The organism is Flammeovirga sp. OC4 (assembly GCF_000812565.1).
Taxonomy (GTDB): Bacteria; Bacteroidota; Bacteroidia; order Cytophagales; family Flammeovirgaceae; genus Flammeovirga.
In genome coordinates this window covers 264592-280474 of record NZ_JTAM01000003.1, presented here as the reverse complement: position 1 = coordinate 280474, position 15883 = coordinate 264592, and the positions used below count along the sequence as shown (strand labels likewise).

Annotated in this window: 13 protein-coding genes; 5 read left to right on the top strand and 8 right to left on the bottom strand. The window is 35.2% G+C overall.

Translation table 11 applies throughout. The features are described from left to right. The first annotated feature begins 187 nt into the window (after positions 1-187). Both PL77_RS04140 and PL77_RS04135 read left to right on the top strand, forming a co-directional pair. Positions 188-946 carry an endonuclease/exonuclease/phosphatase family protein gene (locus tag PL77_RS04140; protein WP_052444151.1) on the top strand — a complete coding sequence of 253 codons (759 nt, stop codon included), beginning with the start codon at positions 188-190 and terminating at the stop codon, positions 944-946. A gap of 10 nt (positions 947-956) precedes the next feature. Continuing rightward, entirely contained in the window at positions 957-2990 is a 2034-nt protein-coding gene (locus PL77_RS04135; protein ID WP_063768991.1) for a glycoside hydrolase family 97 protein, read from the top strand. Between the two features lie 345 nt (positions 2991-3335). On the opposite strand, the gene PL77_RS04130 is transcribed toward PL77_RS04135, so the two are convergent. The 5 genes from PL77_RS04130 to PL77_RS04110 all read right to left on the bottom strand — a co-directional run bounded on the left by PL77_RS04130 (position 3336) and on the right by PL77_RS04110 (position 6664). Next, positions 3336-3608 carry a hypothetical protein gene (locus PL77_RS04130; protein WP_044202076.1) on the bottom strand — a complete coding sequence of 91 codons (273 nt, stop codon included), beginning with the start codon at positions 3606-3608 and terminating at the stop codon, positions 3336-3338. A gap of 332 nt (positions 3609-3940) precedes the next feature. Next, positions 3941-4321, bottom strand: coding sequence for a DUF1987 domain-containing protein (locus tag PL77_RS04125; protein ID WP_044202075.1), 381 nt, complete (start codon positions 4319-4321; stop codon positions 3941-3943). Between the two features lie 65 nt (positions 4322-4386). Then, positions 4387-5046: a potassium channel family protein gene (locus tag PL77_RS04120; RefSeq protein ID WP_044202074.1), complete on the bottom strand. Its 660-nt coding sequence runs from the start codon at positions 5044-5046 to the stop codon at positions 4387-4389. Then, on the bottom strand, positions 5021-5623 hold the full coding sequence (locus PL77_RS04115; RefSeq protein WP_044202073.1) for an ACP phosphodiesterase: 603 nt from the start codon (positions 5621-5623) through the stop codon (positions 5021-5023). The genes PL77_RS04120 and PL77_RS04115 overlap by 26 nt, the downstream gene beginning before the upstream one ends. Before the next feature lie 33 nt (positions 5624-5656). Further along, positions 5657-6664 (bottom strand): YafY family protein, encoded by a 1008-nt coding sequence (locus PL77_RS04110; protein WP_044202072.1) that lies wholly within the window; start codon positions 6662-6664, stop codon positions 5657-5659. A gap of 165 nt (positions 6665-6829) precedes the next feature. On the opposite strand from PL77_RS04110, the gene PL77_RS04105 reads away from it, so the two are divergent. Both PL77_RS04105 and PL77_RS04100 read left to right on the top strand, forming a co-directional pair. Further along, the gene (locus PL77_RS04105; protein WP_044202071.1) at positions 6830-7861 is read left to right on the top strand and encodes a radical SAM/SPASM domain-containing protein; all 1032 of its coding nucleotides are present in this window, start codon (positions 6830-6832) and stop codon (positions 7859-7861) included. Positions 7862-7912: 51 nt separating this feature from the next. Beyond that, a complete protein-coding gene (locus PL77_RS04100) occupies positions 7913-8665 on the top strand; it encodes a HAMP domain-containing histidine kinase (protein ID WP_044202069.1) in 753 nt (250 codons plus the stop codon). A gap of 84 nt (positions 8666-8749) precedes the next feature. On the opposite strand, the gene PL77_RS04095 is transcribed toward PL77_RS04100, so the two are convergent. The 3 genes from PL77_RS04095 to PL77_RS04085 all read right to left on the bottom strand — a co-directional run bounded on the left by PL77_RS04095 (position 8750) and on the right by PL77_RS04085 (position 12868). Next, positions 8750-9745, bottom strand: coding sequence for a 3-oxoacyl-ACP synthase III family protein (locus PL77_RS04095; protein WP_044202067.1), 996 nt, complete (start codon positions 9743-9745; stop codon positions 8750-8752). Between the two features lie 92 nt (positions 9746-9837). Then, positions 9838-10653, bottom strand: a complete 816-nt coding sequence (pyrF, locus tag PL77_RS04090) for an orotidine-5'-phosphate decarboxylase (RefSeq protein ID WP_044202065.1) — start codon at positions 10651-10653, stop codon at positions 9838-9840. A gap of 655 nt (positions 10654-11308) precedes the next feature. Further along, on the bottom strand, positions 11309-12868 hold the full coding sequence (locus PL77_RS04085) for a YdiU family protein (RefSeq protein ID WP_044202064.1): 1560 nt from the start codon (positions 12866-12868) through the stop codon (positions 11309-11311). Positions 12869-13178: 310 nt separating this feature from the next. Here PL77_RS04085 and PL77_RS04080 point away from each other — a divergent pair, with 310 nt between their 5' ends. Further along, positions 13179-15869 (top strand): trehalase family glycosidase, encoded by a 2691-nt coding sequence (locus PL77_RS04080; RefSeq protein WP_172665794.1) that lies wholly within the window; start codon positions 13179-13181, stop codon positions 15867-15869. The last annotated feature ends 14 nt before the right edge of the window (positions 15870-15883 follow it).

Here is a 15883-nt window from a genome sequence, read left to right as displayed (position 1 = left end):
ATCTTTTAGACTGATAAAATAGCTTAATTTTGTTATCAATGCTAAATGAATCACTGTATTACGCTTTTTCTATACAAAATTGAAGAAAACTTCAGATGAACAGGAAATGAAAAAAATACTATTCTTATCACTCTTGCAAACGTGTTTTGTGATAGGGCTGTTTGCTCAAAATAAATCCATTAACGTCATGAGTTTCAACATTAGAATGAATACTCCTAATGACGGTGATAATGCATGGCCGCACCGTAAACAATGGGTGGGTGATGTCATAAAATTCAATAACGTAGCTATTTTGGGATGCCAAGAGGTTTTGGTAGATCAATTACATGATTTAGAAAATGAATTGCCCCATATGTCTTATGTCGGTGTGGGCAGAGATGATGGAAAAGAAGGAGGAGAGTTTTCTCCAATTTTTTATGATACAAAAGAATTTAAACTCATTGAATCAGGAACATTTTGGTTGTCTACAACACCAGATGAACCAAGCAAAGGTTGGGATGCCGCTCTTCCTAGAATTTGTACCTGGGCCAAATTAAAACATAAACATTCCAAGAGAACTATGATTGTGATGAATACGCATTATGATCATATGGGAGACGAAGCTAGAGTAGAGTCTTCAAAGTTAATCGCTCAAAAGGCACAAGAATTTTCGAATAAAGGGAAAATATCAGTCGTGTTAATGGGTGATTTGAACAGTACTCCTAATTCAACGGCAGTCATGGAACTACAAAATGTGTTTCAAGATACGAAAACATTAAGCCTTACAACTCCACTAGGTCCTACAGGTACTTTCCAAGCATTTGATTATAATGCAGCTTTAAAAGATCAGATTGACTTTATAATGACTTATGGTTATTTTAAAGTATTAAGATATGCTCATATTGCTGAGGCAAGAGATCATAAATTCCCTTCAGACCATTTACCAGTTTTTGTAGAAATCCAATAATTATCAATCAATGAATAAATTAAAAATAGTACTTTATATCTTCTTCGTAAGTTTGTTCATGAGTTCGTGTACACCAACTTACCTTACTTCTACCTCTCCAGATGAAACTTTGATTTTAGAATTTGATTTAGATGATGAGGGAAAGCCGTGGTACCAAGTGACATGGAATGGAACTCCCGTCGTCAAACAATCTTATCTAGGTTTTGATCTCAAAGACCAAGCACCTTTAAAAGGAAACTTTAAAGTGGTAGGGGAGTTACGAAATACTTTAAATCAAACATGGGAACAGCCTTGGGGAGAGAATAAAAAAGTATTAGATCATCACAATGAGTTGACTGTATTTTTAGAGGAGAAGGATGGCGCGAAAAGAAAAATGAATATTATTTTCAGACTTTTCAATGATGGTATTGGCTTCCGTTATGAAATCCCCGAGCAGCCGAACTTAAAGGATTTTGTGATTATGAACGAAAACACTCAGTTTGTGCTGAACGATAATCATGATGCATGGTGGATTTGGGCTGATTATAATACCTATGAAAAGTTATACAACCAAACAGATGTAGATTCTGCTACTTGGGTAGCGACACCTGTAACTTTCAAGACAAAAGACAATCTTTATATTTCTTTGCATGAGGCTGCATTAACGGATTATGCCGGCATGACATTGAAATTAGACGATAAAAAGAAATATACTTATAATGCTGCATTAGTACCTTGGTCAAATGGTGATAAAGTAAGAGCAACAGCTCCTATGAAAACACCTTGGAGAACGATACAAGTAGGGCATAAAGCCGCAGATTTAGTCAACTCTAACATTATAGTAAACCTTAACGAACCTTCTAAAATCAAAGATCCTTCTTGGATTCAGCCAATGCAATATTTAGGGATCTGGTGGGAATTCCACATCGGTACCAAAGAGTGGAAAGAAGGACCAAGACAAGGTGCCACTACAGCATCTGCAAAAAAATACATTGATTTTGCTTCTGAAAATAATATTGGGGGTGTAGTAGTAGAAGGCTGGAACTCTGGTTGGGATAAATGGGGACAAAAAGACGCCTTTGATCATATCACTCCCGCAAAAGGTTATGACTTAGAAGAAGTTGCCAACTATGCTCAAGATAAAGGAGTTTACTTGATCATGCACAATGAAACAGGTGGTGATATTCTTGCTTATGAAAAATACATGGATGAAGCGTTCAAACTATATGAAAAACTAGGGATTCATGCTTTGAAAACAGGATATGCAGGAGATATTTACCCAAGAGGAGAACATCATCATGGTCAGTTTATGGTGAACCATTATAGAAAAGTCGTTGAAAAGGCAGCTCAACATAAAATAATGTTAGATGCCCATGAGCCGATCAAACCAACGGGTATTCGAAGAACATGGCCAAACATGATGACTAGAGAAGGTGTAAGAGGTATGGAATGGAACGGTTGGAGTGATGGTAACCCTCCAAATCATACTGTGACAATTCCATTTACAAGGATGTTGGGTGGTCCAGTAGATTATACTCCAGGCATTTTTGATGTGAAGTATGAAAATAACCCTAATCGTGTGGCTTGGAATACTACTGCTGAGATCATGAATGAAGCCAGAGTACATACTACTTTAGTGAAGCAATTGGCATTGTCTATTATTTTGTATAGTCCTTTACAAATGGCTGCGGATTTAGTAGAGAATTATGAAAAAGAAATGAAAGCCTTTCAATTTTTATCGTCTTCTACTGCAGATTGGGATGAAAGTAAAATGTTAGCGGGTGAAATTGGTGAGTTTGCGATTACAGCAAGAAGAGCTGATAAAGAATGGTTTTTAGGAGCCGCAACAGATGCAACAGGTAGAGCTGTAAGCGTGAGTCTTGATTTCCTAGAACCTAATAAACTTTATAAAGCAACGATCTATGCAGATGCACCTGGCTCAACACATCTCAACGAGCCAACAAAATACGTGATCACTGAAAAGAATGTCACTTCAACTGAGGCAATGTTGATTCAGATGAACGCAGGTGGTGGTACAGCTATTCATTTCAAAATATTAGACTAAAGTAATTCAGAAATATAAACTGTTGAAAATGGTTGGGATTCGACTAGTAGAATCTCAACCATTTTTTATATACAGAGTTAATAATATGAGGCATATGAGTTATTGAACAGGAGACCTGTTACAGTAATTATCAAGATTTTTTACTCAATCACTAGGATCAATAATGAAGGAAATGATGAATGTGTTTTTACTACTTTAGTTATTTTGTGATCTAAAGATGAAAAGTCACCCCATCCAAAAACCGTAATATTGATTTGGAAATCAAACCCAATACAGACCTGAAATCACAAAAAAAGGTTGCTACTTTTTAAAGTAGCAACCTTTTCTATTTGGTGGCTTAAAATATTAATCTTCTTGAGATAATAAATTTAAGTCTAAATTTCTTGCTTTAATTTGTTGAAAAACTTCTTTGTTTTCTTCCGCTGTAACAAATTTGCTGCTTGTTACATCATAAACATAAAAATCAATAGCACCAAGGGTCATTACAATAAGAGCGATAGAAGCGTAACCTTTCAAAGGAGAGAAATATTGTAAAAAGGCCTTATACAATTTAAATAAGATAGCAATGTTTGAAATTACCAAATAAATTAACAAGATAGTATTAAATAAAAAAACCATAATATATTTAGTATAGTAACGTAAGTTGTTTCATATTAACTTTCATTTAAGACTACTTACGCAAGCTTAAAAATTATGTTATTATGTAGTTGAAATTCTTTGTAAGAAATACGTTTAATTTATAGAAATTATTGTTCCAAAATACAGAAACAATCCATAAACTTCTGTTTTAAATACAATTATACTAAATAAACGTAAGGATTAATAAATTTAGTATATAAAAAAAGATCTTTCTTTAAGAAAGATCTTACGTAAGCTTTTTTTTATAAAATGCATCTAAGGTTTTTTTATCCCTAAAAACATGTAATAGTGCTTTGGTATTAACTTATTACTTAGTAGGCAATAAGGTTGATATTTTTCCAACCAGAGTCACTAATAAAGTCTTCTCCAGTTTCTAGCATGTCTTCATCATCCTTTTTGTAATACCAGTTCACAACAGCTTCACCTTTTCCTTTTTCCTGATATTCTTGAAGCATTTCAATGATTTTGAAAAAACTTTTTGATGATGCTGTGTTGAAGTAGGTCATCTTGTAATTCAATGTGATATTCAGACCACTTTCTTCCAAGTACTTTGATACCCAAACGAATAAAGGTTCAAAAAACTCAGCAGTATATTCGTGGTATGATTGACCAGAAACCTCTAATAGGCCTTTTGAAGGATCGAAGTTTACCTCCGGGACAAATTCCTTTTTCTTAATAAATAATTTTTCCACGCGCTGTTTAGTTATTTTTTAACAATATATACTTTTATAACCGGTTTACATAAAAAACGGACTTTTTATTTTTGGTGTTCCTGCTGGTATTTTCCAACAAGCAACGCCATTAAAATAGCCATATAAAACTGACCTACCATTGCAAAGATTACGGTAAAGGCTTTAGTTTCATCAGTGGTGGGAGAAATATCTCCGTAGCCAACAGTTGTTAAAGTAACAAAACTAAAATAAATTATATCAGAAATGTCCACAATTCTATTGAATGCAGTTCCATTATATAATAAATCACATATTTTAAATAAGATAAATGCAATTACACCTATCTGAATATACCCCGCAATTGCTCCCAAAATTGTATTGACGTCAACTTTCTTTGAGTGCCATACTTCTTGTAATAAGACAAAAAGAAACATGGTAAAATAGACCAGCATAGCGCTCCAAGTTACAAAGTCGATATTGTCAATATGTAAACCCAAGGAGGCACTTTTACTGACACTAACGAAAACAAAGAATACTACAGTTATTCGTCTATATAATTTTCGTTCTCTTGTAAAGTTGATGATAGCAACCATCAGAACGATCAAAGTGATGTCCGAAATTTCGTCTGAATAGATAAAAGCTTGGAATATAATGGGTGCCCAGAGTACTGACACCAATGAAATCAATAAGATAACATATTTCTTATCGTTGAGTCCATCATTAAGTTTTTGGCTGATCAAAGGCATTTTGTCTGAATTCTTCTACTTTTTGTTCTAATTGAGGAAAAAAAGCCTCATGGCAATCTAAGAAAAAATTGTAATCATTTTGAAGCCATTCTACAGATTTTGAAATAGGAGCTAAGTTTTTTATTCTTCTTTCCATTCCGTGAAAAACCTGTTCTAACCCTTCGAAATGTTGGTAGGCATTGAGCCAATCATACATTTTCAGGTAAGGATGCATATTTGTAGCTTTTTCAGGTACCCAGCTTTCATCCCACAGTTTATGATGATAAAAGGAGTCTGCAAAAGCTCTCAAACTTTGTTGATGACAATTATTCCAATTCTTAGCAAGAAAATGATCATGATAGATATCGGTGACCACCATCGAAAACCTTCCCGCATGAGGTTTTAGTTTATTGGACATTTCTTTTGTGATAGGATGTTGGTCCGTGAAATCGTCAATAAACCGGTGGAGTTTTATACCTTGTTGGATTTTTTGTGGATACAAGGAAAGATTCCTTCCTTTTACAAAATCTCCAATAAAATTACCAAACATCTCTTCCGAGTCTGTATAGGATAAATAAAGGTGTGCGAGATAATTCAAATTCTTTTATTTAATAATCAGATACGAATCAATTTAATACCTCTGAGCTAATTTTTTAATTTCATTGGCAATCCCTTTTCGTAGAGCAAAAGGAGAAAGCACTTCTACTTGATTGCCCCAACTCAAAATAAGTGACCTTAACTCCATATTATCCACCAAACGTAGTTTTACCTCCAATCCATTATGATTTTCAGCAATGACTTCCTGCGTTTCATGTATAGGTGTATTTTTAATAAAGTTGGCCGCATACTCTCCATTAAATAGGAGACGGATTTCTTGCGGATTTCCTTTTAATGTAACTCCTAGACAGTTTTTAAAATACACATCTCTGTTGAAGTCTACCTGATGAGGTTCGAAAAAGACCAATTGAGATTGTTGTTCTATACCTTGTACCCTGTCAATTGCTAAGGTTCTAATTCCTTGTCTATTTTCAGCGTAACCCGTGATATACCAAAGTCCCTTAAACTCTTTCAAAAGATACGGATGAAAAGTGTAATTGTCTTCATACAGTGCACCAAATTTTTTGTAAGCGATGTTAATCACTTTATGATCTTTTGTAGCAGAGATTAACTCAGAGAAAATGGAAGTGCCTTTAGTATAGAGTGATTTTTCAATCTGAATATAATTTTCAAATTGCTCTTTCTTCTCATTTTTGAATTTTTTCGTGATTTCTAAACCATCCAATACTTTATCAACTGCAGTAGAAAAGCTGCCTAATACAGGGAGGTCTTTGAACTCTTCCAAAAAAGTTTCCACAAAATTTAATGCTTCCAAGTGTTCTCCGGTAAGACTCACACCCAAGAGTTTATAAGACGAGTCTGTGTAATAATATCCTCCTTCTCTTTTATTGTAAGCTAAAGGAGCGTCAAATTCATATCTGAGAGCTTGAATGTCTTTTTCAATAGTTGAAGGTGAATTGACCCCAAACTCTTCACTACATTTGTCAAGCAGCCTTTGTTTTGATGGAAAGGGATATTGCTTACTACGAATGAGTTTATCTATTAATAGGTATCTTAAAAAGGAAAGCTTACTACTTTTCATTGACTAAATTTGTGCTTTAAACAAGAATGCTGAACGACAAGTTAATTAAAATAACTTTTTTTTTACCGCTTAAACAAGCATTTTTGAGTAATTAAAATTGTGTATGTTTGGTATTGCTGCCAATCATTTCTTGTAAAGAAAACTAATTTGACATACAAAGTTAGAATGTTTAATCAAAAGATTGTTGAGACAAAGGTATTAATCCAAAAAATTTCTATTCTAAAATTGTGGAATGCTTTTTTGGTGTTGATCACATTCTATTTATCAAAGTGGTTAAAAAAGCCGCTTCATCGAGGTAATCCTATTAGCCTTTCTATCGAACCGACGACTTCCTGTAATTTAAGGTGTCCAGAGTGTCCGAGTGGATTACGTTCTTTTACAAGACCTACTGGGATGCTTTCAGTCAGTATGTTCGAAAAATTGATGGAAGAACTTAAAGATACATTAATCTATTTAACCTTTTACTTCCAAGGTGAACCTTTCCTTCATCCCAAATTTCTACAGATGGTGAGGGTGGCACATCAATCAGGTATCTATACTTCTACCTCTACCAATGCCCATTATTTTTCGGATAAAGTCGCTAAAGAAACGGTTGTAGCAGGTTTAGATCAACTAATTATTTCTTTGGACGGAACTTCTCAGGAAGTATATGAACAGTATAGGATAGGAGGTGACTTGAATAAAGTGTTAGAAGGAACAAAAAAAGTGATTGAGTGGAAAAAGAAGTTAAAAAGTAGCACACCAAGAATAGTTTTTCAGTTTTTGGTAGTGAAACCTAACGAGCATCAAATTGAAGAAGCTAAACAATTGGCAGATGAATTGGGTGTGGATAAAATAGTGTTTAAAACTGCTCAAATATATAACTATGAAAATGGTTCTCCATTGATTCCCAGTATCCCAAAATATTCGAGGTATAAAGACAACGGAGATGGTACTTTTTCTTTCAAGGGATCTTTAGAAAGAAGTTGTTGGAGAATGTGGCATTCGGCAGTGCTGACATGGGACGGAAAAGTAGCACCTTGTTGTTTTGATAAAGATGCAGAACATGTATTAGGGTCTTTAAAAAATGATTATATTAGATTTTTGGATATTTGGAATGCTCCTTCATATACTAATTTTAGACAGCAGTTGTTGAATGGAAGGGAGAATATAGATATTTGTAAAAATTGTACTGAAGGGATTAAGATCTTTGGATGATCTCTTCAAAAACTGATAATATTGGGGTTAAGCTAAAAAATAAACATTGAAATGAACGATCCTACGATAGAAAGAGTCTTATGGTTGGTAGTGATAGCATTATTGGTTATTGGTATAATAATTCTGGAATTAGTGCGAAGAAAGCAGCATAAAGTAAGTAAGCGTTCGTACCAGGCCCAGAAAGAAAAAATTGCTTATTTAGAAGAAAAATTAAAAGAGAAAGAAGCTCAGAAAATTAACCCTCCAAAGGTCAACAAACCAAAGGTTGCCGAGGTACAGGAAGAGGTTTCTGCATTTCAATCTTCTCGCTTGCAAGCCATGTCTAGTAATAAGATGCTTGAGGTGGAGGATAACGATGACTTAGAAGATTTAACCATCGCTTCAACCCATAATATTGGTAAAAAGAAGGAAATGCACCCCAAAGAGTTACTGGAAAGTACGATAGAGAGTGTAAAGAATTCATTACCAGATAATGTAAGTATTGTAACTCAAATAGGTGGTGCTCCAAAGGTGAAGGTAAATCAAAATTTATTTTCGAAATCTTTGGGAGCTTTAATACGTTGTTCGGCCAAAACCATTAAAGGAAATGGTAAGGTCACGTTGTCATTGTATGCTTCTATGGGTGAGGCACAAATTAGTATTTCTGACAATGGTCAAGGGTGGGGATATAAAGGTCAAAATCCTGATGAGTTGAAAGCTTTGGAAATGGCACAGAAAATTTTAGAGTCTCAGAATGCTACCTTTGAGATGAATACGCAAGAAGATAAAGGGACAGAGATGGTAATTACGATTAGGAATGAGTAATTATTCGATATAAAATTGAAGACACAAAAAAAGAGATGGTAAAATTAATTGCCATCTCTTTTTTATATTTTGAAAAGGGAACTTTTACCACTTGATAATTGCTGAGGCCCAAGTAAATCCTGAACCAAAAGCAGCCAAACAGATTAAATCTCCTTTTTTGATTTTTCCTTGTTTGAAAGCCGTTGCTAAACTGATTGGAATAGAAGCGGCCGTTGTATTACCGTATTTCTGAATTGTATTGATGACTTTCTCATCAGGTAATCCCATTTTGGCTTGAACAAAATTGGAGATTCTTAAATTCGCTTGATGCGGAACAAGTAAATCAATATCAGACGGCTTCAAATCATTTGCTGCTAAAGCTTCTGCAATGACTTCTTGAAAACGAACAACAGCATTTTTAAACACCAATTGACCATCCATATAAGGGAAAGCAGAACCACCTGGCTTCCAGTAATCAGGATTATTTCTTTCTGGCTTTGTGAAACCAGGGTCAATCACGGCAAGTTTTTCAGCAAACTCACCCTCTGAGTGCATATGAGTAGACAAAATACCACAATCTTCTTCTGTAGCTGAAAGAATTGCAGCACCGGCACCATCACCAAATAATACGGTTACAGCACGACCTTCATCTGAAAAATCCAATCCACGAGAGTGAATTTCAGAGCCAACCACAAGCACATTCTTGTACATGCCTGATTTGATGTATTGATCTGCAATTGAAATTCCGTAGACAAAACCAGAACACTGTTGACGAATGTCCAAGGCAGGGATTGTTCTAAAACCCAATTCTCTTTGTAAAAGAACACCTGAACCTGGGAAGATATAATCAGCACTTAAAGTACAGTAAATGATCATATCAATGTCCTTTGGCTCCATTTCAGCCATGGCGAGCGCCTCTTTTGTGGCTTCAGCAGCTAAATGATAGTTGGTTTCGTCAGGAGCGGCGTATCTACGTTCTTCGATACCCGATCTTTCTCGGATCCACTCGTCTGATGTTGTGATTTTTTGTGCAAGGTCGTCGTTGGTTACCACTTGCTCAGGAACATAAAACCCTAAGCCTGTAATTTTAGTATTACTCATACTGTTGTTGTTTATATGTTGTTCTATATCAATGAGCTGTACCTTCATTCAGCATCACACATAGCTGAATGAAGGTCAACTTTAGTCTGTGCTTATAAATATTGGTCTAGTAACTGAGACATTTCATCTCTCAGTTTCTTCGCCTCTTGTCTTGCTACTTCTGCAAAGTCTTCACCATTAGAAGCATAAATAATTCCTCTTGATGAGTTGACTAATAGACCACATTCTTTGGTCATACCATACTTTGCAACACCTTGAAGGTCGCCACCTTGAGCACCTACACCTGGTACTAAAAGGAAATTGTCAGGCGCTACTTTTCTAACATCCAAAAGGCTTTCTGCTCTTGTAGCTCCCACTACAAACATCAACTGATCACTTGATGCCCATTCTCTGTTTTTAAGAATAACATCTTGGAATAAGTAGTTGCCTGTTTCTTGGTTGACAATTCTTTGAAAGTCCAAACCACCTTTATTGGAAGTGTGTGCCAAAACAATCACCCATTTACCGTCCATTAAAAATGGTGTTACAGAATCCTCACCCATATATGGTGCCACTGTAATGGAATCGAATGACATATTTTCGAAAAATGCTTTGGCGTACATGTTGGAAGTATTTCCGATATCACCTCTTTTCGCATCTGCAATTGAGAAGTGAGATTTTGGCATGTACTCTAATGTTTTTTGGAGTGATTCCCAACCTTTTGGCCCTAAAGATTCATAGAAGGCAATGTTGGGCTTGTATGATACACAGTAATCAGCTGTAGCATCAATAATTTCTTTGTTAAAAGCAAAAATGGGATCTTCTTCTTTCTGTAAGTGAGCCGGAATTTTATTAGGGTCTGTATCCAATCCTACACATAAAAAACTCTCTTTTTTCTTGATCTCATCAAAAAGTTCTTGCTTTGTCATGACGCTATATACGGTTACTAGAATAAGAAGCAAAAGGCTTCTTCATTATAAAATAGATCTCTCTGAGTATCAAAACGCACTCAAATTATGCAAAGTTATAAATTACAATGAAAAAGCCCCTTTTATTCCAGTTAAAATTTCTTCGAGAATGAAGTACATTGTAAACTACACTTTCGCTAACTTTTAATGGATCTTTCTACAAAATTTTAGAAAATCTACTTTCAATCGTCCTTCTTCTTCATTTTTGTCTTAACACAAAAACGAAGCAAAAAAGTCAAGGCTTAGAAGTCAAAAGCTAAATTCCATTCCTTTCACCTAAATGATTTTAAACTCGCTAAAGCTCAAACAGCAAAATCATTTTTGACGGCTCAATGCATGAAATTCTTAACGCTTTTCCCTTCAAGGCCGAAGTTAGAACTGCTAAACTAAAAGGGTAGCAACTTTACTAGTGAGAATGTTTAACGAAAGCAGCATTTATATCCTTTAGATCGTCAGAAAATTCCTGATTTCTAAAACTAAAATATCATTCACCCCCCATTATAAAGTGTTCTACGTTATAAACCTTCAAGGCTTCAGTCTTGATTAGGTTGTGGTATCACCTGCTCATAGTTTTAACTATGGAATACGGAACACTCCGTTTCTTTTGTCTTAGTACTTATGAACTACAAGAAAGCATAGAACAACCTACTTTATGTCTTGCCCAGTCTGGCCTTTTAGCAAACCACTTCTCTTTTTCAGGTTGTTCATCATAAGGTTGTTTTAGTAATTGATAGAATTCTTCAATCAAATCATAATTTCCTTTGTCAGCCTCATCAATCGCCAATTGTGCCATATAGTTTCTCAGTACATATTTTGGATTGACCTTATCCATCTTTTCTTTTCTGTCTTGATCAGCATCAGTTTCTAAGCCAAGTCTATCAAAATACTTTTCAAACCAATTGTTCCATTGCTCTTTTACTTCGTCTGTTATACTATCAAAGGTATAAAAGGCTTCTTTTACCACAGTAAGAGGATCTTGACTTTTATCTTTTTTGAGATTGGAAAGTAAACGGAAGAAAATGGTCATATCTGTTTCCGTTTTATGCAATGCTTTTTCTAGTTCTTGTATAAAAGCACTTTCTTCCTCAAATGCTATAGAAAGACCAAGCTTCTCCAGCATCATTTTATTATACCTCTGAATATAATTGTCTTTGTAATCTTCCAAAGCATCTTGTAAACCTTCAGCTTCACCGATCAATGGGTAAATAGCATTGGCTAATTTGAATAAATTCCACCCTACAATCTCACCTTGTGTACCATAGCGGTACCTTTTAAATTGTGAGTCTGTTGTATTGGGCGTCCATCCAAAATCATAACCCTCTAACCAGCCATAAGGACCGTAATCAATGGTTAATCCTAAGATCGACATATTATCAGTGTTCATTACACCGTGCACAAAACCGACTCTTTGCCAACCCAAGACCATCTCCATACTTCTTTCAGCCACTTCTTTGAAAAAGGCTAAATAAGTTTCTTTTGAAGGTGCCCCAAGATGAGGATAGAATTGCTGGATCACGTAGTCAGTAAGTTCTTTTAATGTGTCGTGATCTTGATTTGCAGCTAAGATTTCAAAATTACCAAACCTCACAAATGACTCTGCCACTCTGCATACAATAGCACCTTTTTCATAAGCAGAATTACCATTGTACATGACATCTCTTAATACTTCATCCCCTGATAATCCTAAACTTAATGCTCTAGTGGTAGGTATTCCTAAGTGAAACATGGCTTCACTACATAAGTATTCTCTAATGGAAGATCGTAATACAGCAAGGCCATCAGCAGATCTAGAGTAAGGTGTCTCTCCAGCACCTTTTAATTGTACAGCCCAATGTTGTTGATTGTGCTCGACCTCAAAAAGATTTATGGCTCTACCATCACCTAATTGTCCAGCCCATTGCCCAAATTGATGTCCACCATAACACATTGCAAAGGGAGTACTGTCAGGGTAGGTATTATTGCCAGTAAACAAGTCTCTGAATTCATCTGATTGACTTTCTTCTTTTGAAATACCTAGCGATTCAAGCATTTCATCAGAAACATGAAGGATAGAAGGTTTTGCTGTTTTTTTAGGAGTGACATAAGAGTAACAAGCTTTGAGAACTTGTCTTCTATAATTGTCTTTTTCCGGGTCTGCCGGAAGGTTAGTGAAAGTATTTTTTAAGTTGAGGTGCATCTTCTTTTCTATTTTTTTAATCCAAAGTTAATCATTGGACCTTATAAGTCTTCAAAATGTTTTGAAAAAAGGTATTGCAACCTTGAAATTAAAGGATGGTAAAACAAAGGTATTATTGAAATACGAATAATGTAGCGAAGTGTATTAGGACTCTTTTGATAAGAAATGTAAATGAATTGATTTAGTAACCGATTGCAATAAAAATCATATTGTATGTATAAACATTCTATTTGTAAATTGTATGTGTAAAGAGCTAACTACTCATAGTTAAATAAGAAACCTTTATTTATCAAGTATCAAAAGAATGGAAATGAAAAAGTACATCATTAAGAGTATTTTATTTCTTGTTTTAGCATGTGGTTTTATTGCATGTTCAGAGAGGAAAAATGAATTATTATATTCTTCAGACACATATCAAGTGTATAAAGATCATGTCGTTCAAGGAGAGTACGAAGCCAAAGTTGTTTCTGATAAGGAAATGACTTCTAACTACAAAAGTCCGTTGCAAGATGCTTACAGCAGGGCAGTGGAATTTAAGTTTAGTATTAATGGAAAAGATGATGAGCTTCCTTATGGAATTAACCATAGAGTAGTCATACGACCTGAAAATGGTGCTTTTACAACTAAAACGATCAAGTTTGGTGAGCCATGGGCGATGGACGAACAGTTAGACCCTATGGATTGGTTAGAAGAAAACACCAAAGTGACGTTTAAATTGGATATGTCTCCTGTTTTAAATGCCTTTAAAGAAAAAGGTTATTACGAAGATCTTCATGGGGATAAAATCTATAAAGATGATTTCAAAGGTGTTTTTATAGCAGGAGGAAGTGCTCCATTAAGATGGGATTTTGAAAACTTAAGCGAAAGAGAGCAATTGCAAGACGAAAATGGTGATGGAATCTACGAAGCAACTTTCGTAATGAACGCACCAGATCCTGAAAAGCAAACCTCTCCTGTATGGACATCTTCAAAAAATATTGAGAAATACCCTACGTTTACCTCAGATATTCCCTTGATCAACGCTTTGTATAATTTAGCATTAAATGAATTGGTAGCAGATTCAGAGGCCGATGGAACTTTCAGAACAGGTAAAGAATGGGGAGGTGTTTGGACAAGGGATATCAGTTATTCAATTGTATTGAGTTTGTCAATTCTTGATCCAGATAGAGCAATTACTTCTTTAAGAAAAAAGGTAAAAAGAAACCGTGTGATACAAGATACGGGTTCAGGTGGAGCATGGCCTGTTTCTTCTGATAGAATGACTTGGGCTTTGGCTGCTTGGAATGTTTATACAGTAACAGGAGATAAGGCTTGGCTGAAAGAAGCTTACAAAGTGATTTCTAATTCCATTGAGGATGATATGTTGGTGGTTTACGATGATGAGACGGGTTTGATGAGAGGGGAATCCTCATTCTTAGATTGGAGAAAACAAACTTATCCACGTTGGATGGATAATAATGATATTTATCGTTCATTGAATTTAGGAACTAACGTTGTGCATTTCGAAGCGATGAATATTGCATCAAGAATGGCAAATATCTTAGGAAAAGGTAAAGATGCTGAACGTTATTCTACATTAGCTTCTGACCTTAAAAATGCTATTAATAAACACCTTTGGATGGATAAAGAAGGGTACTATGCACAATATATGTATGGTAGAAATGAAATGATTGTAGCACCAAAATATGAAGCATTAGGAGAGGCATTAGCGATTATTTTTGGAGTAAGCGATGCGGAAAGAAGCAAAGAAATTGTCGCTAAATCACCAATCGTTCCTTTTGGAGCAGCATGTGTGTATCCTCAAATTCCAGGTATTCCTCCTTATCATAACAACGGTATTTGGCCTTTTGTACAGGCCTATTGGAATATCGCGACAGCAAAAGCGGCAAATGGAACAGCTTTGGAACAAGGTTTAGCTTCCATTTATAGACCTGCTGCACTTTTCCTTACCAATAAAGAGAACTTTGTGGCTGAAGATGGGGATTACATGGGTACGGAAGTGAACTCTGATGAAATGTTATGGAGTTTATCAGGTAATATGGCCATGATTTACAAGGTTTTCTTCGGAATTAATATTGATCAAAATGGTGTACTTACTTTTTCACCAACTGTACCTAAGGTGTATGGAGGAAAGAAACAGTTGAACAATGTGAAATTATGGAACGACAACCTTTCTATTTCTTTGGTAGGCTATGGTAACGAAATCAAGAGTTTTAAAGTAGATGGAAAAGAGGTGTCCGCTAAAGCACTTTCGTTGGAAGGAGGAGGTTCTCATAAAATTGAGATACTTCTAGCAAATAATGATATCACTGAAGGGACAACAAGTAATAAAGTGCCAAATAGATTCCACTTAGAAACTCCTCAGGCAGATTTAAAAGGAAACACTTTAACGTGGAAAGCTATAGACGGTGCTGTAAAGTACGAAGTTTTGGTCAATGGAAAAGTAATAGCTTCTCCAAAATCTACTGAATACAAATTGTCACCTTCTAATAATCTGTTGGAAGAATTTGCAGTGAGAGCTGTAGATCAATATGGTTATTTGTCTTATATCTCTGAGCCAGTTATCAGTAAGAACTATCAGTCGAAAAACATATCAAAAGTGGCTAGGGTAGATCAAAAGATTACTATAAAAGGAGCTCCAAATAATGTTATCGAAGTTTCGAAATCAAAAAACAAAAAGGTCAAATTTGATCTTAATGTAAAAGAAGCGGGAGAGTATATTGTATGGTTCTCTTACGCAAATGGTAGTGGTCCATGGAATACTGATAACAAATGTGCAATTCGTGCATTAGCAGTGAATGGACAAGAAGTTGAAACGATTGTTATGGCTCAAAGAGGTACTGGTGAGTGGTCGAGTATTGGTAATACGAACAGGATGAAAGTGAATTTAAAACCCGGGAAAAATCAAATTCAAATACTCTTGAAAGAACATAATGAGAATATGAATGTCGATGTAAATACGGCATTAATTGAAAATATATATTACGGTAAGACGAAATAAACTTTTCCTATATG

Bases quoted from the DNA above. Each gene is read 5' to 3' on its own strand.
- PL77_RS04140 (WP_052444151.1), top strand. From the start codon at position 188: ATGAGTTTCAACATTAGAATGAATACTCCTAATGACGGTGATAATGCA.
- PL77_RS04135 (WP_063768991.1), top strand. From the start codon at position 957: ATGAATAAATTAAAAATAGTACTTTATATCTTCTTCGTAAGTTTGTTC.
- PL77_RS04130 (WP_044202076.1), bottom strand. From the start codon at position 3,608: ATGGTTTTTTTATTTAATACTATCTTGTTAATTTATTTGGTAATTTCA.
- PL77_RS04120 (WP_044202074.1), bottom strand. From the start codon at position 5,046: ATGCCTTTGATCAGCCAAAAACTTAATGATGGACTCAACGATAAGAAA.
- PL77_RS04110 (WP_044202072.1), bottom strand. From the start codon at position 6,664: ATGAAAAGTAGTAAGCTTTCCTTTTTAAGATACCTATTAATAGATAAA.
- PL77_RS04105 (WP_044202071.1), top strand. From the start codon at position 6,830: ATGTTTAATCAAAAGATTGTTGAGACAAAGGTATTAATCCAAAAAATT.
- PL77_RS04100 (WP_044202069.1), top strand. From the start codon at position 7,913: ATGAACGATCCTACGATAGAAAGAGTCTTATGGTTGGTAGTGATAGCA.
- PL77_RS04095 (WP_044202067.1), bottom strand. From the start codon at position 9,745: ATGAGTAATACTAAAATTACAGGCTTAGGGTTTTATGTTCCTGAGCAA.
- pyrF (WP_044202065.1), bottom strand. From the start codon at position 10,653: ATGACAAAGCAAGAACTTTTTGATGAGATCAAGAAAAAAGAGAGTTTT.
- PL77_RS04085 (WP_044202064.1), bottom strand. From the start codon at position 12,868: ATGCACCTCAACTTAAAAAATACTTTCACTAACCTTCCGGCAGACCCG.
- PL77_RS04080 (WP_172665794.1), top strand. From the start codon at position 13,179: ATGAAAAAGTACATCATTAAGAGTATTTTATTTCTTGTTTTAGCATGT.